We start from the raw sequence: 20,215 nt of genomic DNA, 5'->3' as shown, positions 1-20,215 counted from the left end.
CGAAGCTAGCTCCAGGGTCACGGCCGTGCGCTTTCTTGCCTCAGTTCTCACCGGCCTGGGGTTGCTTGTATTCTCAACTCCAGTACTGGCCGAAGATCCAGTAGCGGAGCTGGTCGAGGGCTGCGCGGCGCCCTGTGTCAGTTACGAACTATCTACGGAACTTCAAAACGACTGGATTTTTGCGGCCGATCCGTCATTCCTGACGTCCGACGTGCTTCAACCGACACTCACAGCCGATTTGCTTTTCGCGCCGACGGACTATCTGCAACTGGAGACTTCCATCATCACCGAGCCGGTGATGGACTCGGCGCCCGGCGAGAATACGGTTCTTGAAGGAATTGGCACCTACGTAGCCGAACTGTATACCGTGATCGAGGCAGGTCCCGCTACCACGCGGGCCGGAAAATTCGATACGATCTTCAGTCTCGCCAGCGAAGTCGCGCCAGGGATCAATGCCACGGAACTGGTGTCGGATTTCGACGCCGACGAACGTCTAGGCGGCGAAATTGTCCTCCGCTTCGAAAACCTCGGGTTGAACCATGCTTTGGCAGCGACTGCATTCACAACCGATCGCACGATCCTCAGCGAGTCGCTCTTTACCAACCGGGGCCGGGCCAGCCTGTCGGATGGCGGCGCGGGCAACACAAAGGGCGTGTCGTCGTTCTCGGTAACTCTTGATGGCTGCGAAGGTTCGGAAACAGCCGATTGCTATTTGGACGGCGAATTTGGCTACAGGTTCGGCTTTCGGTATCAGAGGGCTGGGCATCCTACCGAGGAGGACATCGAAGACGACGTTAAGCTTGGTGACGAACTTGCCTACCTCGCCGCCGCGACCAAGAGTTTCGAACTGGACGAAATGACGCTCAGGCTGCTGGGCGAAATGTCCTATCTTCGGCATTTTGACGGCCGCCAGGACGATGCCCTGGTCGTCACGGGCTCCGCCGCGCTCGACGTAGACTCCTTAACCTATATCGCGACCTACACGGAGCAGACGAACCTGGTCGCCGGAGGTCCGGATATCCGCGATTACCTAGCTGATTTCGAGGTCATATATTCGTCCGACGACAATACGCCGTTCGTTGGATCAAAATGGCAACTCGCCGCCGCCTATACGTTCGCGCGGAATGCGGATCACGAAAACGCTCACATTCTCAGCGTGCGTGCGGTGTTCGATTTCAACGGAGGTGTGGAGTTCGGCAGGTAGACTGCCGCACGTCGGCACGGAGATAAGGGCCCCAATTGCGTTCACGCATGATGGCCAAGGCGTCCCTTGAAGAAGCCCGTGAACACCAAAATTGCCCTCCCTCGTTTTGGTCCGCCGCCGGCCAGCTTCAAGGCTTCACGCCCTCAGATACTCGACTGCAGTCCGTGACCGGGAAAAGCTGTCATGCTAACTGCCGCCGGCAGGGCACTCACATCCGTAGGATGTGCCGTCTAGGGCTTTGAAAGGCTGAGTCTTTTTACCCGTCACGCGTGCAGGATTCCCTTGAGGCGGGAGCCAAGCCATGCTGGGGACTGCGGCGAGCGTCCGGCCGCGGACGCGCCCGCGACGCGATCCACCTCGGAGGACATTCCCATGGCCATTTTACCCGACTTCGCCGCCGCCACGTTCGGCACTTCCACGAATATCGACAACACGTTCTTCCCGCTGCCCGGAGGCACCATCAATAGCTACGGCGCCGCGCTTATCGATCCCGAGACCGGCGAGGAGGAGACGGAGCGCAACGATCACTTCGCCACGTTCGAGACGAAGATCATCGAGGGCGTCGAGACGGTCGTCGTCCGCGATACGGCCTATGCCGACGGCGTTCTCGTCGAGGACACGCTCGACTGGTACGCGCAGGCCGATGACGGCAATGTCTGGTATCTGGGCGAGATCGCGACGAACTACAACTACAACGACGAGGGCGAGTTCATCAGGACCGACTTCGGCGGATCGTGGGAGGCAGGCGTCGACGGCGCCGCGCCGGGCTGGATCATGCGCGCAGCACCGATGCCGGGCGACAGCTATTTTCAGGAATTCTACGCCGGAGTGGCGGAGGATGAAGGCGAGGTGATCGCGACCGGCCTCACCGTCGAGACCGACTTCGGCTCTTTTGACGGTGTCGTCAAGATCCTCGACACTTCCGGCCTGGAGCCCGGCGTGGGCGCCTACAAGTACTTCGCGCCCGGCATCGGCCTGGTGTTGGAGGAGGAGGTGGTGCTCTCGGAGGATGAGCCTGAGCTCGTCATCGAGATCAAGAACAGGCGTGAGGTCGACGTTTCCGCCCCCGTCGATCCGACGGAGCTCGCCTTCGCGGGAGACGGCGCTGCCAAGACCATCACCTTCATCAGCGAGGACGCGAGCACCAACGGCGCGATCGGCGCCTATACTTTCGACACCGCGACGGGCGAAATTGGCGAGGCGCGCATCCTCTTCGCCGACACCGAGGACGTGAAGGCGGGCGCCCAGGCGACGATGGCAGTCGCGGCCGGGCAGTCGCTCGGCCTGTTCCTCATCCCGGATGTCGAGGAACTCGGCCTCGAGCTCGAGAACTACGCAGACGGCGGCCTCTTCTTCCGCGACTTCACCTCGGGCGATGTCGCCGACGTTTACGACGGCGACGACGCGACGACCTACACGCCTGGCCCGGCCACCATCTACGACCGGGTGGCGCCGGTCGTCACCGATGCCGACGGCAACCTGCTGCCGATCCGGGCATTCCACTCGGTCGGCAACCGCGACGGCTTCAATTTCCTGAACCCCGTGGCTGGCGAGAACGCCCTTGCAAGCGATATCGACGACGGCCTCGCCGGGGTCGAGGTGGTGAGCTTCGAGGATGGCCTGGCCAGCACCGAGGACTTCGACGGCGACTTCGACGATGCTTTCGTTGCCGTCAGCGATGCGCCGCTCAGCGGCGAGACAGTCAAGGCCTTGGTCGAGGCGACTGGCATCAGCCGCCTGGTCGGCACTGACGGCCAGGATCGGCTCGTCGGAACGGACGAGGACGATCAGCTCATCGCGCTCGACGGCAACGACGTGATCCGTGGTAGCGGCGGTGACGACCAGTTCGAGGCCGGCGACGGCAACGATCGTGCATATGGCGGCGCCGGCGATGACGAGATCTCCGGCGAGGAGGGGCACGACCGGCTGTTCGGCGACGAGGGCGACGACGAGATCGATGGCGACGAGGGTCGCGACAGCATTCAGGGCGGTGCGGGCGATGACGAACTCGCGGGTGGCGAGGGTAACGACCGGCTCTGCGGCGGCGATGGCTTCGACGAGATCAAGGGCGGTGAAGGCGATGACCGGCTCCGGGCCGGCGGCGACGGCGCGCGGATGTCCGGCGGCGCGGACGACGACACCCTCTTTGGCGAGGCCGGCGCCGAGGACGTCTTTGTCTTCGACCTGATACCTTTCGGCAGTGACCTGATCCGGGGCTTCGAGAACGGCGCCGATCGCATCGAGATCGCGACCTATACGGGCGTCGAGAGCTTCGAGGACGTCGCCGTCACGCAGGACGGACATTCGACCGTGCTGAGCTTCGCGGAGGGAACCGTAGAGATCGCCAATTTCGACTCCGCGCTGATCAATGCCTCCGATTTCTTCTTCGTCTGACGCGCGGGCGGGGCGCGGTCTCCCTGGCCGCGCCCTTGCCCCATCGGCTGGAAGGAGTCACCCGCAAGCGCTACAAGCGCAGCACGGCTCGTGAAGTTCTGATCAATAATAAGGAATAGGGCCGCATGGGCCGGCGCCGCTTGCTCCGCGGTCATTGGCCCTAAACTTGCGGCGCCTCTCCCGAAAATGAACCGGATGCTTGGCGCGAGCGCCAAAAAAGCCTCTGTCAAAGGAACCATGATGTCCGCTTCAATTGCCCCGCAACCTTTCAATCAGCGAAAGAGACTTCTTGTCGTCCAGGGCTTGAGCATCGCGGCGATCGGATCGCTGTTGTTCTCTCGACCAGGCTGGGACGAAGCATCGACCCTTCATGAACTTATCGAGATGACAGGCTTTGTCCTGATCCTCGTCTGCATATTCGGAAGATTGTGGAGCATCCTATATGTCGGGGGCCGGAAGAACACCGAGTTGGCGGTAAACGGGCCATACTCGATCACTCGCAATCCCCTGTATCTGTTTTCGATGATTGGAGCATTCGGCATCGGCCTCATGTTCGGGTCGATCATCGTTGCCGTCGTTCTCGGAGTGTGCACCTACGCGGTTTTCGGGATGACCGCCAGAAAGGAAGAGGCGTTTCTTCTGGGAAAGTTTGGCCCGAAATACGAGGCGTATGCGGCCAGAACACCACGGTTCTGGCCCAAACTATGGCTTTATCACGACGAGCATCAGCACACGTTCTCCACGAAAGCGCTAAGAAGCACATTCTTCGATGCTCTCTATTTTCTCGCGGTCTTTCCAGCCATCGAAGGCATCGAATACCTCCAGGTGATCGGTTATCTGCCAACCTATTTCTGGCTATTCTAATCCCAAGGTCGAGGCAATCCGCCGTCGCCAACTTGCCTACCATTTAGCCTTTGTAACCCACTAGAACCGCGCCTGTGCGATCAATATAACACCTACCCAATTCGACAACGACGAGTGCTCCTTGAGGAATGTCACTCCGAACATCGCCACGAGCACGACGCTCAGTTTGTCGATAGGGGCAACGCGTGCCGCATCTCCCAATTGAAGCGCACGGAAATAGCAAATCCACGACGCACCTGCAGCGGCGCTTTGCTGATTTTTGAGCGACGTCAGCTTTCGCCCAAACTGCATCAGCCCTCACACAGCCAAGCTCCCCTGCGCCACCTCCTCCGCATTAGGATCCCCCGGCGCCGTCGCCCAGGCCAATTCCACCAGCGTCACTGTCCGCCTCCCGACCCCGTCAAGCTGGCATACGATCAGCCCCTGCTCCTCGATATAGGTCAGCAGGCGCCGGGCGCGGCGCAGCGAGTGCGAACCATAGGCGCGGGCCATCGCCGCGTCGCTGGGGCAGGGCCAGCCTTCCTTGGCCGCGCGGGCGATCATCATGAACACACCTTGCATATCCTCGGGCAGCAGCGAGGCGCAGGTCGTCCCCAGGAGGGGATAGCTAAGCGGTCGGCCGGAAATAGCCGATGCCGCGCTTGCCTTGCCGCGAAACATGCCGTCCGTCAGGCCCCTTAACAGCGTTAATCATCGCGCACGTTCCCCCTAATCAGCGCGAAAATCAGCGTGGAGCGATCTCTGCGACGAGATCGTTCGTCGTCCTGACCCCAGCCATGAAGCCGGCGGCATTGAATTCGTTCATGACGAAGAAAGCGCCGACGCCGCGTGTCGGTGCAATCGCAACATAGAGAAACATCCCTTGCAGGCCGCCGCTCTTCTGGAGGATGAGCGGGCGATGCTCGTTGGGGAGCATGATGACCCATCCGAGACCCATGGCGTCCATCGGGCCGCCGTCATCCAGCCCCACCACCGACGCGAGCCCGTCCCGGTACAAAAAAGCCGCGTGGTTCACGAGGCGGAACTCGGCGTCGGCCGCGGAAGGCTTGTTGTCGACATGCCAGTTCATCCAGCGCAGCAGGTCGTTCGCGGTCGAGTACAATCCACCGGCGCACTCCATGGCCGTGCTCGTCGACACGATGGGCATGGCGCTGCCGTCGAAGTTATGGCCCTGCATCAGGCGCGGCTCGTCCTCCGGTCTTGGGTTGAAAACCGTGTCTTTCATGCCGAGGGGATCGAGGACACGCTCCCGAAGGACCTCGGCATAAGGCTTTCCCGAGACATTCGCGAGCGCCGCTCCGAGGAGGTCGTATCCGAAGTTCGAATAGCGAACGGCGGTGCCCGGCGCGAACAGCAGCGGATTGTCCTTGAGAGCGGCAATCTGCGCCTCTTTGGTGTTCGTAGAGAAGGGGTCGGAGGGGGGCGCCTCGGCCACTGGCACCTCCCGCGGAAGGCCGGAAGCTTGCGCGACGAGATCGATCAGGCGGAGGGCGCGGCCATCCTTCTCAGGGAGTGTGACGTCCCAGCCAAGGCGATCCTGCAGCCGGTCGGTGAGTTGTACCTTGCCGTCGATCGCCAGCGAGGAAAGCACACTCCCGCAGAACACTTTGCTCACGGACGCGATGCGGAACATTGTGTCGCCGTCGGGCACTTTTTCACTCCCGTCGGCAATCTTGCCGAAACCGGCCAAGGCCGTCTCGCCGTTGCGCACGACGCCGAAGATCAGGCCAGGCACCTTGGTGGAGAGATACAGGATCGTACCGTTGAACTGCACCGCTTCCGTCAGCAGCTTGTCCTCGGCATGTCCATAAGAGGGAACGGCTGCGATTGCCGTCAAAGCGATGGCCATAAGTCGGCGCGATGGAGACAAACGCATTGCCAACTCCTTTGATAAAGCTGCAGAGTAAAAACTTCGGAAAAAGGGCCGCCGCGTAGTATCTTACCATCTCTCCAGAAGCAGGAGATGTCAACAGAATGAACCGAAGAGGGTAATCGGCGGCGATAGCGTAGTTTCGGCGTATTTGCGCTACAGTCCTGCCGTATTTCTTGTCCTTCGACAGTTGATCGGGGCTGATCTTTAAAAGACTCGCCGCTGTACCTGCCGCTTAGTCATACATCGCCTTGATGCGTGGCATTCCCCTTGCGCGCTCGGCCGCCGCCTCACACAGCCAAACTGCCCTGCTCCGCCTCCTCGGCGTTGGGGTCGCCCGGTGCCGTTGCCCAGGCCAGTTCGACGAGCGTCACGACCCGCCGGCCGAGACCGTCAAGCTGGCAGACGATGAGGCCCTGCTCCTCGATATAGGTCAGCAGGCGCCGGGCGCGGCGTAGCGAGTGCGAGCCGTAGGCGCGGGCGATCGCCGCGTCGCTCGGGCAGGGCCAGCCCTCTTTCGCCGCGCGGGCGATCATCATGAACACGCCCTGCATATCCTCGGGCAGCAGGGAGGCGCGCGCCGAGACATCCTGCCACGCGTCATCGCCGGCCATGTCGGAGCCGAGGCCGGCGCGGGCGCGCGTCAGCATGCGGCGGAAGGCGGGCAGGTCCGGCACGACCGAGGCGAGACCTTCTATGCGGCAGCGGACCACGAATTCCTGATAGAGCACGCCGATGACACGGAACCCCGCGTCGGGCTGCGCCAGCACGGCGCGCAGGACACGGTCCACCCGCTCACGCCGTTCCGCCAAATCCTCGGCGCTGATCGGCGGCGCCGCCGCTTCGGGGCGGATTTCGAGCGCCGCCGACTTTGCCGCCATCAGCTGATCGAGCAGGTCCGGCGACGACCGGCGCTGCGGCCGAACAGTTTCCGGCGGCGGGGCTGCCAGGATGATCGCGCGTGCGTCCTCAAGCGCGGCTTCCGGCAGCGGCATCAGCCGCGGGGTGCCGTTGCGCGGACTTGTGTCGGTCGGGCCGATGCGCAAGCCCAGCGGACGGCGCGACAGCGCCGGGCCGAGCGCCATGAATTGCCCACGCTCCAAGTCGCGAAACGCCTCCGCCTGCCGCCGCTCCATGCCCAAAAGGTCGGCGGCGCGCGCCATGTCGATATCGAGAAAGGTCCGGCCCATGAGGAAATTGGAAGCCTCGGCGGCGACGTTCTTCGCAAGCTTGGCCAGCCGCTGGGTGGCGATGATGCCGGCCAGCCCGCGTTTGCGGCCACGGCACATCAAATTGGTCATGGCGCCGAGCGAGAGTTTGCGCGCCTCGTCGGAAACCTCGCCGGCCACTGCCGGCGCGAATAGCTGCGCCTCGTCGACCACCACCAGCATCGGGTACCAGTGGTCGCGGGCGACCTCGAACAGCCCGCCGAGAAAGGCGGCGGCGCGGCGCATCTGGTTCTCGGCGTCGAGCCCCTCGAGATTGAGCACCGTGGAGACGCGGTGGATGCGCGCCCGCTCGCCGGCGCTCTGCAGGCCGCGCTCGGTATGCTCCTCGGCATCGATGACCAAATGGCCGAACCGGTCGCCCAGCGAGACGAAATCGCCTTCGGGGTCGATGATGGTCTGCTGCACCCAGGGCGCACTCTGCTCCAGCAGCCGGCGCAGCAGATGCGATTTGCCGGAGCCCGAATTGCCCTGCACCAAAAGGCGCGTCGCCAGCAGCTCCTCAAGATCCAGTGCCGCCGGGGCGCCCGCCGTCGTGTGGCCCATCTCGATCGCAACGGTCATGTCTCGACTCTCCTTGAGGAGAGGGCTTATCAACCGCATCACAGCCCGTCGAGCGCCGATGGCCGGGGGCACGGCGTTGCGCACAACTGGACGCTGGGCGCGGCGTCAGTTCGCTGACGTAAGCATCACGGGCGCGAGAGGCTGGCGCCTGATCAGGATGATTGCCGAGAAAGCCAGTATGCCGAGCATGCCGACCGCAGCGGTCAACCAGAGCGATGGTTGGACGCCGATGCCTGCCATCGCCATGGCTAGGGCAAACGGCGCAAGCGCTGAAGAAAACTGACGCGCGGCCGTCACCCAGCCGAGCCGGGCGCCGTAACGCTCCCGTCCGAACAGCTCCAGCGGCAGCGTGCCGCCGACGATGCTGGCAAGGCCCGAGCCCAATCCAAACAGGATAACGAATGCGATGGCTCCGGCCACCGATGGTGTCGTCCCCAGCAGCACGACGAGGCCGAGCGGCAACAAGGTCGCGCCGATCACCGCGAGCCAGGTCTGTGCCAGCCGGCCGCCGAACAGCATGTTCATCAACCGGCTTGCCACCTGGGACGGGCCGAAAAGCGTGGTGACGACGAGCCCGGCGGAGCCAAGCCCGAGCGCCGTCGTCAGCGGCACCATGTGAACGAGGATCGATGACAGCACAAAGCCCTCGATGGCGAAGCCGCCAAGCATGAGCAGAAACACTCTGCTGCGGTCGCGCGCGGTGAAGGCAACCGGTCCGCCCGCCGGGCCGATCGCCGCAGCTGTCGCCGAAGCGCTTTTGTCCGCCCGGCGTGACAGTCGTGCCAGCCAGGCATGGATGGGCAGGCAGATGGCGACATTGATGACGGCAAAGACCAGATAGACCTCGCGCCAGGTCAGGTATTCGTGCAGTGCCGCCGTCAGCGGCCAGAACAGGGTGGAGGCGAAGCCGGCGATCAGCGTCAGATGGGTGATGCTGCGCTGCGCACTAGCTCCGCCGATCTGGACAATCGCGACGAACGCGGCACTGTAGAGCACGAAGGCGGACGCCAGTTCCATCGCCATCAGCGCCGCCACGAAGCTCACCCGGCCTGGTGCTATCGCGCAAACGACAAGCGCTGCTGCGGCCGCAAGGGAGCCAAAGGTCATCACCCGGCCGGCGCCGAATCGATCGGCCCAGCGCCCGGCTGTCGGCGCAAAAAGGCCACCCGCCAGCAGCGACGCCGACAGGGCGCCGAAAACCCATTGTTCCGGCCAGGCGAGCTCAAGCGCGATCGACGGCACCAGGATGCCAAAACTGTAATAGAGCGTGCCGTAGCCGATGATCTGCGTCAGCCCCAACGCCCAGAGTGCGGCAGCCGGGATTTTCCGGTCGCTCATTGAGCGGCGATCTCGAGATCGTCGCTGCCCACTGCTGCGATCGCTTGCGTGCTGCCGCAGCCGCAGCCTGACTTGCCGCTCGCCTTTGCCTTGGCATCGTCGACACAGCAGGCATCGGCAGCATCCGACGCGGCTCCGCCGCAGCAACCCTGAGATGACGTGCCTGAAAGTGACGCCGGCACCGTGCAGACGCCGGTTTTGGGCAACACCAGCTGCACGGCATCGGCGGCAGCCATGTCGCCGGCGAGCGCCGCGGCGACCGAGCGGACCTGCTCATAGCCGGTCAGCAGCAGGAATGTCGGAGCCCGGCCATAGCTTTTGACGCCGACCGTGTAGAAATCGGGCTCAGGGTGGCTGATCTCGCGATGACCATGCGGAGGGACATCGCCGCAGGAATGTTCATTGGGATCGATGAGCGGTCCGAGCGCCTTGACGCCTTCAAGCCACGGATCAAGGTCCAGCCGAAGCTCGCGGGTCAAGGCGAGATCGGGGCGCTGCCCGGTCGCGGCGATGATCCGGTCGACGGGTCCGAGCGTACGCAATCCGTCCTTTGTCTGGCCTTCGACCACCAGGCGGCCGTCGACCTCGCGAATGGCAACCGTGGCAAAGCCGGTCACTAGCCGCACACGGCCGCTCTCGGCGAGGTGCCGGACATCGGAACCAAGCTCGCCGCGCGCCGGCAGGGCGTCGGCATCCCCGCCGCCATAGATGCGGACAAGGTCGGTGCTGCGCGTCACCCATAGTGCCGAGGTGCCGGGTTCGGTTTGCGCGAGCCTGTCCAGTTCCAGCAAGGCGTTGGCGGCGGAATGGCCGGCGCCCACAACCAATGTCGTGCGGCCTGCATAGAGATGACGGTCGCGTCCCAGGACATCCGGTATGCCGTAGGCGATGCGGTCGCCAAATTCCCTCTCGCCTTCGGCCGGCAGGCCGCCCGCGCCAAGCGGGTTCGGCGTCTGCCAGGTGCCGGACGCATCGATCACGGCACGGGCGCTGTCCCGGCGCTTGCCTTTCGCCGTTTCGACCAGCAGCATGAACGGCCGCGTCTCCCGCGCCTTGCTCAGAACCTTGTCGGCCCCCCACCGGGAAATGGCGACAACACGGGCATTGGTCTCGATCGACGGCGCCAGTTCGGAAAGTTTTGCGAGCGGCGCGAGGTACTGGGAGACGATTTCATCCGCCGTGGGGAACGCCTCGGGCTCCGGCATTTGCCAGCCGTGGCTCTCGAGACGTTTTCGGGCGACCGCATCGACACAATAGCGCCACGGCGTGAAAACCCGCACATGGCCCCAGTCGAGAAGGTTCGACCCAACCGCGGAACCGGCCTCGTAAACTTTGACCGGAAGGCCGCGGCTGACAAGTTGGGCGGCCGCCGCCAGACCGACAGGTCCGCCGCCGATGATGGCGACCGGGAGATCGTTTTCAGAAACCATGGCACACCTTCTATGTTTCTAGGACTATGGAAATACTGGTCAAAAAAGAGTCAGGCAGCCGCGTCGCCGACAGCCGGGCCGCATGCGGCATCGGCACAACATTCGTCGGCAAGAAAGCCGAGGAGATCGTTCATCACTGGGTAACTGGCCCGGCAGATCAGCGTCGTTGCCTGGCGTTCCTGGGTGACCAAGCCGGTCAGGATGAGCCGGTGGAGATGATGCGACAGGGTCGACGCAGCGATGCCGAGGGCTTCCTGCAGATAACCGACCGGTCGTCCGGCCTCGCCTGCCCGCACCAGCGTGCGATAAAGCTTGAGCCGCGTCGGATTGCCGAGCGCCTCGAGCTGTTTTGCTGCTTGTTCGAGTCTCATGGAAATAAGGTAGCTCCCGCTGCCGGGTGTCGTCAAGCGCTATTTCCAAGGTTATCGAAGAACTACATTATACCTTCAGACGCGCCGCCCCGATGCGTCGATAACGACGTCACCGTCGTCCTTGGTGAACGGCCCGATCTCAGGATTGGGCAGGATGTCGAGAACCGCTTCGGACGGCCGAGCAAGCATGGTGCCAAGCGGCGTGACGACGATCGGCCGGTTGATCAGGATCGGATGCGCCAGCATGAAATCGACGATCTCGTCGTCGGTCCATTTGGGGTCGCCGAGATTGAGCTCGGCATACGGCGTGCCCTTCTCGCGCAACAATTCGCGCGGTGTCATTCCCATCGCCGCGATCAGCTCGACCAGCCGTTCACGCGACGGCGGATTTTTCAGATATTCGATGACATCAGGCTCTTCGCCGGACTGGCGGATGATCGCCAGCGTATTGCGCGAGGTGCCGCAGTCGGGATTGTGGTAGATGGTAATGGTCATTTCGCGGCTTTCATCTGTCTGATTGGTTTGGGCTCAGCGAGCAGCCATCCTGCCAAAGCCATGGCAAGCAGCGCGCCCAGAAGTTCGGCGACGATGAACGCCGGCAGGTCTATCGGCCGGATGCCCGCGAACGTGTTGGAAACCGCCCGGGCAATGGCGACTGCCGGATTGGCAAACGAGGTCGAGGCGGTGAACCAATAGGCCGCGGTGATGTAGAGGCCGACCAGCCAGGGGATGGCATCCGAGCGGAAGCGAAGGCCGGCAAGAATGGTGAAGACCAGGCCGAAGGCGGCCACCAACTCCGCAATCCATTGTCCGTTTCCGGTCCGCACGGTTTGCGATATTTGCAGAATCGGCAGTTCGAACATGGCGTGCGCCAGCAGCGTTCCGGCGACGCCGCCGACAATCTGGGCGACGACATAGGCCAGTGCAGCGTTGGCTTCGATTTCCCGCCTGAGGGCAAAGACCAGCGTCACCGCCGGATTGAAATGCGCCCCGGAAATCGGTCCCAGTATGGTGATCAGCACCACCAAAATCGCTCCAGTCGGCAGCGTGTTGCCAAGCAGGGAGAGACCCACATCGTCCGTCAGACGATCCGCCATGATGCCGGAGCCGACGACCGTCGCGACCAGCATCGCCGTGCCGAGCGCTTCCGCGACGATGCGGCGGGACAGGTCAGCCGCCATGATGTCAGCCGGCCTTCGGCAGATCGCGGCCGATTTCATCGAGCCGTTTCTGCAGGGCGAGCTTGTCGATGGTGTTCATGGCGCAGTCCTGCCTTCTAACAGTTACAAGTCACCGCCTGAATGACCGGCTGGCAGAGTTCTGGCGCGCCGTTGCAGCAATCCTCCATGAGATAGGCAAGCAGATCGCGAAAACCGGTCATGTCGGCGACGTAGCGGATCGTCCGGCCGTCACGCTCAGCGCGGACCAGGCCGGCATGGTCGAGGACCTTCAGATGCGCCGACATGGTGTTCTGCACTGCACCGAGGCGCGCGGCGATCTCGCCGGCAGGCACACCGTCTGCGCCCGCCCGCACCAGCAGGCGAAACACTTCGAGCCTGGTGTCCTGGCCAAGCGCTGCCAATGCGAGAAGAGCGGTGTTCTTATCCATATATCCTAGAATCCGGAATTATGGATGTATATCACCGGTATGTGACGACCAGATGACAAATGGCATTCGAAAATCGTCGCCTGCCTAGTTACGCAGGGCGAACGTGAACGGCGCGGTGCGGGTTATGCGGGAGCCGAGTTCCGGCGGCGGCTCCGGCACGGACGCGCCCTGTAATGCGCTGAGCGCCGCGCTATCGAGGTCTGGATCGCCGGAGGAACGAGCCAGCCGGGCGGACAGGACCCGGCCGGATCCGTCGATCGTAAAGGTCACGCTCGGACTGCCTTCCGCGCGCCTGGCCTTCGCCGCCCTTGGATAGTTTGTGTGCCGCCTTATCCATGCACGCAACCGCGAATTCCACCTGTCCGGACTCACGCCGGATCTCGCAGCCGCTGCCTTGGCCGATTTCGGAGCGGCCGCCCTGGCTGCGGATGTCGCAGCGACACTGGCCGTCGTCCGCGGCGGTGCGGCCTTTTCCTTTTTTGGGCGCCTTTTGGCTTCTTTGACAGGCTTCTTCACCTTGACCTCGGCCGGCTCCTTTACCTCAGTCTTCGCCTGCTTCTTTGTCTTGGCCTCGACGGGTTTGTCCACCGGTTTCGGCTGCGGCAGCGGAATGACCACTTCCGGCGTGACGGCCTCGGCAATTTCGGGCACGACTTCCTTGAGCGGCGGCTGGTCGACTCGTTCGGCCATTGTCGGCGGGGTCGGCTCGACTGTGTCGACCGGAGCGACTTCCGACGGCTCGGTGACCGGCTCTGCCTGCTCGACGGGCGGTTCGGGCGGAGGCTCCGTTTCGGCTACCGGCTCCTCGGCCGGATCGGGCTGATCGGGCGCGATCTCATTCGATACCGGGGCCGGCTCGGCCGGCGTGAGCGCCATCGGCGACAGCTCGATCACCTGCGCCTGCGGCGGCCCGCCATCGGGCTCGGCCGGGCGCCAGCTCTGCATCGCATAGCCGATCGCGGCATGCGCCACCAGGACCAGCGCAGCCGCGCCCGCCCACCAAGCGATCTCGCGCGCGCCGAAGCGCCGCTGATCGGCCATCGGCAGGGCGGCCGCCGGCGACATTATGGGCCGGTTCCGACTTGCGGCGCCGCGGCATCGCCGGGCGCCGCCTCAAGGCCAACCAGCGCGATCTTCAGATAACCGGCGCCGCGCAAAAGGTTCATCACCTCCATCAGCTCGCCATAGCCGATCGCCTTGTCGGCGCGCAGGAAGATGCGCGTCTGCCTGTCGCCTTTTGTCCTGCCGACGAGCGTGGCGGCGAAGGCTGCGCGCGGCACGGTGTCGTTGCCGATCGCCAGGCTGAGATCGTTTTTCAGCGTCAGGAACAGCGGCGTCTCCGGCCGCGGCGCCGGCGTCGCGGTCGAGCCCGGCAGGTCGACATTGACGTCCACCGTCGCCAGCGGCGCCGCGACCATGAAGATGATCAGCAGGACCAGGATAACGTCGATGAAAGGCGTGACGTTGATCTCGTGGTTCTCCTCGAGATCGCCGTCGATGTTCTCTCGAATTCTAGCCGCCATGGCCTCGCTCCATGTTCATTCCGCGGCCATCTGCTTTGCCGGCGCGACCGTGCTGAAATCCAGATCCCGGCTGACCAGCCGTTCGACGCCAGCCGACGCATCGGCGAGGATCTGCCGGTAGCCGGCTATCGATCGCGCAAAGACGTTGTAGATGACCACCGCCGGAATCGCCGCGACAAGGCCCATCGCGGTGGCCAGCAAGGCTTCCGCGATGCCCGGCGCGACGACGGCGAGATTGGTGGTCTGCGCCTGCGAGATGCCGATGAAGGCGTTCATGATGCCCCAGACCGTGCCGAAAAGGCCGACAAACGGCGCGGTCGAGCCGATCGTCGCCAGCACGCCGGTGCCGCGCGACATGCGCCGCGCCGCTGCCGCCTCGATGCGCGACAGGCGCGAGGTGACACGTTCCTTCAGACCGTCGCCGGACACACGGTCGAGCGAGCCGGCCGAAAGCGCGGTCTCTTCTTCGGCTGCCCGCACCAGCAGGGCGCCAGGACCGTTATTATGGCCAAGCGCGCGACCGGCCTGGTTCAGCGTCGCGGCATTGCCGATCGCTTGTGCCGCGCGGCGGGCGCGCAGCTTGCCGCCGAGGATCTCCAGCGATTTAGCCAGCCATATCGTCCAGGTGACGAAGGACGCAAAAGCCAGCCCAATCATCACCGTTTTCACGACGATGTCGGCCGCCATGAACATGCCCCATGGCGACAGGTCACGCGGCAGGGTCGGGGATGTCGCCGTCGAAGGGTCAGTCTCGGCAGGCGTGGTCTCGGTGGGCGTGGTCACAGCTGGCTGCGTCGCCGGTGGCAGAGCCGCGTCTGGCGCAGCCTGCCCAGGCGCGGGAGCCGGCGCCTCGATCGCCGGGGTGGGTTGCTCCTGGGCGGCCACGCCCGGTTGCTCCTGGGCGGCTGCGCCCGGTTGCTCTTGGGCGGCTACGCCGGCCGACAGGATGACGGATGCGAGCAACGCCGCGAACAAACCATGTCTGGACAAGGGCTTCTTCCTTATTCTCACGGGTGGCCCCATTGCACATAGCCGATGGGCTGGCCGGGGTGCGCAAACACGCCCATCTCGACACCGAAACTCCCTTTGAACACGTCGCCAACGCCCGGTTGACTATGAAACATGAGTTTATTAGTCAACAATGAAAACGGCTGTTTGAGTCAACAAATGTCGTGACGCCGGATTCGCGTCGAAATTCGAAAGGGGGAGCGCGCCGAGATGGTGACTGGTTTTGGTCGCGGAAGAATTTGAGACGAAAATGACTGCGCGCCAAACCTGCTGATTGCGGCAATGTCGCTGCCTGTGCTGCTTGGCGGCCACGCGTCGCGCAGGAGGCGACCACCACTCTCGATCCGATCAACATTCGGGAACGCGTCGGAAGCGCTTTGGGACGGTCGACGGCGATGTCGCCACGCAGGGCTCTACCGCCCGACCGACGAGAACCTCTGCGACGTCGACCTCGGCGCCGGAAGCTTCAACCGCTATGAGGAAAGTTCGACTTCAGCGGGGCTGTCAACGCGGCCAAAGTCGCTGCTGTTCAGCCGGCGCGTGCTTCCCGGATCACGCGAGGCGCAAACGCGCCGGGCTGAGGGACATCGGCCTCGCGGCGCGCCAGAGTGTTGCGCAGCAGCGCGATCGTTTCACGGCCAGCCGTTGCGATCTCGCGCGGCCTGTCGACACCGACGATCATGAATTCCTCGATTCCCAGTGCGGCATAAGGAAGCAGGGAAAGCGCGACTTGTGCCGGCGGTCCAGCAATCTCGACCGCCTTCTGGCAACAGGTACTGTCCTCCGAACGGATCCGCACGGGAAGCGCGAAGCGCAACTTGCCGGCCCGGCCGTGTTCGGCGGCGGCATTGCGGACCCGCTCCATCAACTGCCGGATCTCGTCGAGCGAACCCTGCGTCAGCTCGAAGACATCGGCATGCCGCCCGGCGACCCTCAGCGCCGTTCCGGACCGTCCGCCCATGCGGATGCTCACGCCGGCACCACGCGGCCCCTTGCACGGCACATAGCCGCCGCTGACGCTGTAGAAGGCGCCTTCATGATCGAACGGCCTGTCGTTCGACCACAACCGTTTCAGCAGCACCAGATATTCATCGACGCGCTGCCAGACGACCGTATGACCGACCGGACGCGTTTCGGCATCGTCGTCGTTCAGCGGCTCGCTGAGCATCCTGAGCGACAGCCGACCGCCGCTTTTCGCGTCGAGGGCCGCCAATTGCCGTGCCGCCACCGTCGGCTCGATCACACCAGCCCAATGCGTGAGAACGATCTCGAGCGAAGACGTGCGGTCCAGCGCCCGGGCGGCAATATCCATATTGGTCAGCAACCCGGCCGGTTCGTCGACGACGATTTTCTGGAAACCGATATCCTCGATCAGCGACAGCTTTGTCGCGGTTTCCGCGAAATCGTAGAAAAACGGCGCGGTTGGGTCGGCCAGGTGAGCTTTACCGGGAACATGCGTGAACTCGATCGGCATTGCCATCTCCTCCATCACGTTGGGGGTCAACGGGACGCGCGCGAAAGCGCACCGGCACTCGGTTCATTCAACTCCGATATTGCGAAACGGCAGATTACTAGCCCTGTAAGTCAGGAGCCGATCACTCGGGACTCCATGATCAGGCAATAAGACCCAGAACGACTGCCCCGGTGAACACGAACGCAAGGGAAAAGACGAGATAGGCAAAGGCTTCGGCATAGGCCGGCCGCCAAGTCTGCTCAGAACCAAGCGATTGGCCTTTGCGGGCAGTCCGGGCGTTCTGGAAATAGGACATCTCGACCTCCGTCTCGGCGGTTAATCTATAAAATCAGTAGATTTTGTCGAGTGCTATTTTCCAGCGTTCCTTGGAATTTTTTTCTCAAATCCGACGACAATTTGGTTTGTTTGCTGCTTATCGCGGCACTTCCGAGTCCGATCGGCGCAATGGCAAAACGCCGGCTCATGCAGGCGGAGGGGCGGCAATGGGGTAGCGGCCGCTTATTTGGCGGGCGGCCTGTAAGCCTCCAGACCGAACAGCATCAGCACGATCGACACCAGGAAGAACCCGACCGCCACGCCAAGCGCGATCTGGGCGTAGAGTTTATAAACGTCGCCCATGATGGTGCCGAACACCCGTCGCGCCGAGGCATCGGCTGGGCGCGATTTCTCATCGAGGTAGAGCCAGACTTCGGTGTGCTTGGGATGTTTGAAGGCTGCGGTCGTGGCTTTCCACATCAGCGCCAGAACCATGGTCAGCGTGAGGAACGCGCCGGAGCGAAATGCAGACACCGGGTTGAAGGAGAAGCCGACCATGACACAGCCAATGGCAAGCGAGCCGAACATGACGGCGCGCCCGATGCACTCCACAGCAACCCGCCTGATCTCATCCATCGGCGCCTCGGCAACAAGCTCGCCGACAATGTGCGAGCGATGCGACCGTATCAAATCACTTTAAGGCGAATGTGCTGCCACGACGGGTGTACGTTCGGGATTCAGCATGGACGTGCAGGCGCGGAGCTCCAGGCTGGCCTGCCATCTCTAAGGAACCCGCAGCCTAAATTACGGCCATCGACGCGGCCCGCCGGCGCGCTCTATGTTGCATGGCAAGCCGGATCGAACCTTTCCGACCCGACAGGCGCTATCTCGGACAGGCTCTGTCTGGGCAAAATATCCGGCAGAGGAAGGCTACCGGCTATGCCGAAGGAATTGAAGCCGGCGAGCGGCGCGACGCCGCTGATAGCAATTACGGCTGCCGCCGTCGACACCGAAACAACCGGGCCCGACGCCACCAAGGCGCGCGTGGTCCAGATTGGCGCGATCGGCATCGCGCATGGCAAGGTCGTCCGGGAAACTCTGCTCGATCTCCTCATCGATCCCGGTGAAGCAATCCCGTCCGAGGCTTCGCTCGTCCACGGCATCACCGATGCCGATGTTGACGGAGCCGGCAGCTTCCCGGATGCATGGGCGCAATTCCAGGAGTTCGTCGGCGACCGCATCCTCGTCGGCCACTCGATCGGCTTCGACCTGGCGGTCTTGGAGCGCGAATGCCGACGCGCCCGATTGCCCTGGAAAAAGCCTCGGGCGCTGTGCGTCCGGCTTCTTGCAACCATAGCAAATCCCAATCTGGCAGACTATTCGCTGGAAACGATCGCCGGATGGCTTCGCCTGGAGATAGTCGGCCGGCATTCGGCTCTGGGCGATGCGATTGCGGCCGGAGACATCTTTGCCGCGTTGATTCCGGAGTTACGCAAGCGCAACATCCGAACACTGGGAGAGGCCGAGGTCGCCTGCCTTGCCCTTTCGGACGCTCTCGAAGCCGGCCATCGCGCCGGTTGGACCGAGCCGGTGTCGCGACCCCAGGCTCCGGCGTTTCAGCCGGTTGATCCCTATGCCTATCGCCATCGCGTCGGCAGCCTCATGAGCAGCCCGCCAGTGGTGGTGAAGGCGACCAAACCGACAAGGCAGGTCATCGACCTCATGGTCAAGCGCAAGATCAGCTCGGTCCTCGTGTCCGAGCGCGGAACGCCGGATCAAGCGATCGAGGCGTATGGCATCGTTACCGAGCGTGACCTGCTGCGCCGCATGTCGTCCGACGCCGAACGGGCTTTTGACGTGCCAATCGGAAACATCGCAACACGACCGCTGATGAGCATCCGCGCCGCCGCCTTCGCTTACCGGGCGATTGGCCGCATGGATCGGCTGAAAGTCCGCCATCTCGCCGTCCGCGATGACGGCGGCATGCTGGTCGGCGTGCTTTCGGCGCGCGACCTGCTGAGGCTTCGCGCCGCCGCTGCCATCGATCTCGACGACACGATCGAACATGCCAGGGATGCCGCCGAACTGGCGGCCAGCTGGTCGATGCTGCCTGGCGTGGTACGTTCGCTCCTAGGCGAAGCAATCGATCCACGCGTGGTGGCGGAAATCATCAGCGACGAACTTTGCTCGCTGACCCGCCGCGCCGCGGTGCTTGCCGAACAGCAGATGCAGATCGAAGGTCACGGCCCGCCGCCCTGCGCCTACGCCGTGCTCGTGCTCGGCTCAGGCGGCCGTGGCGAAAGCCTGATGGCCCCCGACCAGGACAACGCCATCGTCTTTGCAGACGGCGAACCGGATAGGCCCGAAGACAGCTGGTTCAAGAATCTCGGCGCCAGGCTCGCCGACATGCTCGACATCTCAGGCGCGCCGTATTGCAAAGGCGGGGTAATGGCCTCGAATACCGCATTCCGCGGAAGCCTCGACACCTGGAAGCGGCGCGTCGAGGATTGGGTTCGCCGCCTGCGGCCTCAGGACCTGCTCAACGTCGATATCGTCTACGATCTGCGGCCGGTGCATGGCGACACCACCCTGGCCGCGCAGTTCGTCGAATATGCGTATGACCGCGCCCACGCCGAGCCAGTGTTCGCGAAGCTGCTCGGCGAGCAGATGACGACAGGCAATCCGTTCACGGTTTTTGGCGGCTTTCAGCTTGAAAATGGCCGGCTGGACATCAAAAAGCATGGGCTTTTTCCAATCGTCGCAACCGCACGCACGCTTGCAATTCGCCACGGCATCCGCGAGCGGAGCACGCGTGCCCGGCTCGAGAAACTGATCGCGCTGAATATTGGTGGCGAGTCCGACATGAAGGCGATGTTGGCCGGCCATGCCATGCTGATCGGCTTGCTGCTCGCCCAGCAGACGCGTGACATCTACGCCGGTATGCCGGTATCCAACCGCGTCGAGATCAATGCGCTGGCGCGCGAGCAGCAGGCACGGCTCAAGACACTCATCAAGCGCCTTCAGTCGGCGCCCGACCTGGTGCGGGAGCTGATGTTCGCATCGCCGGCGACGCTCGGACAGTAAA

18 protein-coding genes and 2 pseudogenes are annotated in these 20,215 nt (G+C 63.5%); 4 read left to right on the top strand and 16 right to left on the bottom strand.

Annotated elements, in window-relative coordinates; genetic code table 11:
• Positions 1-25 precede the first annotated feature (25 nt).
• The 3 genes from AC0L16_RS24685 (at position 26) to AC0L16_RS24675 (ending at position 4,462) form a co-directional block, all read left to right on the top strand.
• Positions 26-1,204 carry a hypothetical protein gene (locus AC0L16_RS24685; RefSeq protein WP_473623840.1) on the top strand — a complete coding sequence of 393 codons (1,179 nt, stop codon included), beginning with the start codon at positions 26-28 and terminating at the stop codon, positions 1,202-1,204.
• Positions 1,205-1,576: 372 nt separating this feature from the next.
• Positions 1,577-3,598, top strand: coding sequence for a hypothetical protein (locus AC0L16_RS24680; RefSeq protein ID WP_473623839.1), 2,022 nt, complete (start codon positions 1,577-1,579; stop codon positions 3,596-3,598).
• Between the two features lie 186 nt (positions 3,599-3,784).
• Positions 3,785-4,462 carry a methyltransferase family protein gene (locus AC0L16_RS24675; protein WP_244602857.1) on the top strand — a complete coding sequence of 226 codons (678 nt, stop codon included), beginning with the start codon at positions 3,785-3,787 and terminating at the stop codon, positions 4,460-4,462.
• 43 nt (positions 4,463-4,505) lie between these two features.
• On the opposite strand, the pseudogene AC0L16_RS24670 reads toward AC0L16_RS24675, so the two are convergent.
• The 16 genes and pseudogenes from AC0L16_RS24670 to AC0L16_RS24595 all read right to left on the bottom strand — a co-directional run.
• Positions 4,506-4,705: pseudogene (locus AC0L16_RS24670) on the bottom strand (EamA family transporter); the annotation flags it as partial.
• Between the two features lie 54 nt (positions 4,706-4,759).
• Positions 4,760-5,044, bottom strand: a pseudogene (locus AC0L16_RS24665) (ATP-binding protein); the annotation flags it as partial.
• A gap of 142 nt (positions 5,045-5,186) precedes the next feature.
• Complete coding sequence (ampH, locus tag AC0L16_RS24660) at positions 5,187-6,311, bottom strand: D-alanyl-D-alanine-carboxypeptidase/endopeptidase AmpH (RefSeq protein ID WP_473623837.1); 1,125 nt, start codon at positions 6,309-6,311, stop codon at positions 5,187-5,189.
• Between the two features lie 311 nt (positions 6,312-6,622).
• On the bottom strand, positions 6,623-8,122 hold the full coding sequence (locus AC0L16_RS24655) for a helicase HerA domain-containing protein (protein ID WP_473623836.1): 1,500 nt from the start codon (positions 8,120-8,122) through the stop codon (positions 6,623-6,625).
• Positions 8,123-8,227: 105 nt separating this feature from the next.
• Positions 8,228-9,460 carry an arsenite efflux MFS transporter ArsK gene (gene arsK / locus AC0L16_RS24650; RefSeq protein WP_473623835.1) on the bottom strand — a complete coding sequence of 411 codons (1,233 nt, stop codon included), beginning with the start codon at positions 9,458-9,460 and terminating at the stop codon, positions 8,228-8,230.
• Positions 9,457-10,890, bottom strand: a complete 1,434-nt coding sequence (locus AC0L16_RS24645) for an NAD(P)-binding domain-containing protein (protein ID WP_473623833.1) — start codon at positions 10,888-10,890, stop codon at positions 9,457-9,459. Before AC0L16_RS24645 ends, arsK begins: the two co-directional genes overlap by 4 nt.
• 50 nt (positions 10,891-10,940) lie before the next feature.
• Complete coding sequence (locus tag AC0L16_RS24640; protein WP_473623832.1) at positions 10,941-11,261, bottom strand: ArsR/SmtB family transcription factor; 321 nt, start codon at positions 11,259-11,261, stop codon at positions 10,941-10,943.
• Between the two features lie 75 nt (positions 11,262-11,336).
• Positions 11,337-11,756, bottom strand: coding sequence for an arsenate reductase (glutaredoxin) (gene arsC, locus AC0L16_RS24635; protein WP_473623831.1), 420 nt, complete (start codon positions 11,754-11,756; stop codon positions 11,337-11,339).
• Positions 11,753-12,442 (bottom strand): aquaporin, encoded by a 690-nt coding sequence (locus AC0L16_RS24630; RefSeq protein ID WP_473623873.1) that lies wholly within the window; start codon positions 12,440-12,442, stop codon positions 11,753-11,755. Before AC0L16_RS24630 ends, arsC begins: the two co-directional genes overlap by 4 nt.
• A gap of 95 nt (positions 12,443-12,537) precedes the next feature.
• Entirely contained in the window at positions 12,538-12,870 is a 333-nt protein-coding gene (locus tag AC0L16_RS24625) for an ArsR/SmtB family transcription factor (RefSeq protein ID WP_077380823.1), read from the bottom strand.
• 84 nt (positions 12,871-12,954) lie between these two features.
• Positions 12,955-13,935, bottom strand: a complete 981-nt coding sequence (locus AC0L16_RS24620; protein ID WP_473623829.1) for a TonB family protein — start codon at positions 13,933-13,935, stop codon at positions 12,955-12,957.
• Entirely contained in the window at positions 13,935-14,393 is a 459-nt protein-coding gene (gene exbD, locus AC0L16_RS24615; protein WP_473623828.1) for a TonB system transport protein ExbD, read from the bottom strand. Before exbD ends, AC0L16_RS24620 begins: the two co-directional genes overlap by 1 nt.
• A gap of 15 nt (positions 14,394-14,408) precedes the next feature.
• Positions 14,409-15,383: a tonB-system energizer ExbB gene (gene exbB / locus AC0L16_RS24610; protein ID WP_473623827.1), complete on the bottom strand. Its 975-nt coding sequence runs from the start codon at positions 15,381-15,383 to the stop codon at positions 14,409-14,411.
• A gap of 547 nt (positions 15,384-15,930) precedes the next feature.
• The gene (locus AC0L16_RS24605; RefSeq protein ID WP_473623825.1) at positions 15,931-16,875 is read right to left on the bottom strand and encodes an LLM class flavin-dependent oxidoreductase; all 945 of its coding nucleotides are present in this window, start codon (positions 16,873-16,875) and stop codon (positions 15,931-15,933) included.
• Between the two features lie 139 nt (positions 16,876-17,014).
• Positions 17,015-17,170, bottom strand: a complete 156-nt coding sequence (locus tag AC0L16_RS24600; RefSeq protein ID WP_473623824.1) for a hypothetical protein — start codon at positions 17,168-17,170, stop codon at positions 17,015-17,017.
• 203 nt (positions 17,171-17,373) lie between these two features.
• Complete coding sequence (locus AC0L16_RS24595; RefSeq protein ID WP_473623823.1) at positions 17,374-17,766, bottom strand: hypothetical protein; 393 nt, start codon at positions 17,764-17,766, stop codon at positions 17,374-17,376.
• A gap of 303 nt (positions 17,767-18,069) precedes the next feature.
• Between AC0L16_RS24595 and AC0L16_RS24590 the strand changes: the two genes are divergently transcribed.
• Positions 18,070-20,214 (top strand): DUF294 nucleotidyltransferase-like domain-containing protein, encoded by a 2,145-nt coding sequence (locus AC0L16_RS24590; protein ID WP_473623821.1) that lies wholly within the window; start codon positions 18,070-18,072, stop codon positions 20,212-20,214.
• The last annotated feature ends 1 nt before the right edge of the window (position 20,215 follow it).

It is taken from the genome of Mesorhizobium sp. WSM4848, from assembly GCF_055811375.1.
Note: the sequence above shows the minus strand (reverse complement) of the source record. Positions and strands in the feature narration are given on the sequence as shown.

Bases quoted from the DNA above. Each gene is read 5' to 3' on its own strand.
- AC0L16_RS24680 (WP_473623839.1), top strand. From the start codon at position 1,577: ATGGCCATTTTACCCGACTTCGCCGCCGCCACGTTCGGCACTTCCACG.
- AC0L16_RS24675 (WP_244602857.1), top strand. From the start codon at position 3,785: ATGAACCGGATGCTTGGCGCGAGCGCCAAAAAAGCCTCTGTCAAAGGA.
- ampH (WP_473623837.1), bottom strand. From the start codon at position 6,311: ATGGCCATCGCTTTGACGGCAATCGCAGCCGTTCCCTCTTATGGACAT.
- AC0L16_RS24655 (WP_473623836.1), bottom strand. From the start codon at position 8,122: ATGACCGTTGCGATCGAGATGGGCCACACGACGGCGGGCGCCCCGGCG.
- arsK (WP_473623835.1), bottom strand. From the start codon at position 9,460: ATGAGCGACCGGAAAATCCCGGCTGCCGCACTCTGGGCGTTGGGGCTG.
- AC0L16_RS24645 (WP_473623833.1), bottom strand. From the start codon at position 10,890: ATGGTTTCTGAAAACGATCTCCCGGTCGCCATCATCGGCGGCGGACCT.
- AC0L16_RS24640 (WP_473623832.1), bottom strand. From the start codon at position 11,261: ATGAGACTCGAACAAGCAGCAAAACAGCTCGAGGCGCTCGGCAATCCG.
- arsC (WP_473623831.1), bottom strand. From the start codon at position 11,756: ATGACCATTACCATCTACCACAATCCCGACTGCGGCACCTCGCGCAAT.
- AC0L16_RS24630 (WP_473623873.1), bottom strand. From the start codon at position 12,442: ATGGCGGCTGACCTGTCCCGCCGCATCGTCGCGGAAGCGCTCGGCACG.
- AC0L16_RS24625 (WP_077380823.1), bottom strand. From the start codon at position 12,870: ATGGATAAGAACACCGCTCTTCTCGCATTGGCAGCGCTTGGCCAGGAC.
- AC0L16_RS24620 (WP_473623829.1), bottom strand. From the start codon at position 13,935: ATGTCGCCGGCGGCCGCCCTGCCGATGGCCGATCAGCGGCGCTTCGGC.
- exbD (WP_473623828.1), bottom strand. From the start codon at position 14,393: ATGGCGGCTAGAATTCGAGAGAACATCGACGGCGATCTCGAGGAGAAC.
- AC0L16_RS24605 (WP_473623825.1), bottom strand. From the start codon at position 16,875: ATGCCGATCGAGTTCACGCATGTTCCCGGTAAAGCTCACCTGGCCGAC.
- AC0L16_RS24600 (WP_473623824.1), bottom strand. From the start codon at position 17,170: ATGTCCTATTTCCAGAACGCCCGGACTGCCCGCAAAGGCCAATCGCTT.
- AC0L16_RS24595 (WP_473623823.1), bottom strand. From the start codon at position 17,766: ATGGATGAGATCAGGCGGGTTGCTGTGGAGTGCATCGGGCGCGCCGTC.
- AC0L16_RS24590 (WP_473623821.1), top strand. From the start codon at position 18,070: ATGCCGAAGGAATTGAAGCCGGCGAGCGGCGCGACGCCGCTGATAGCA.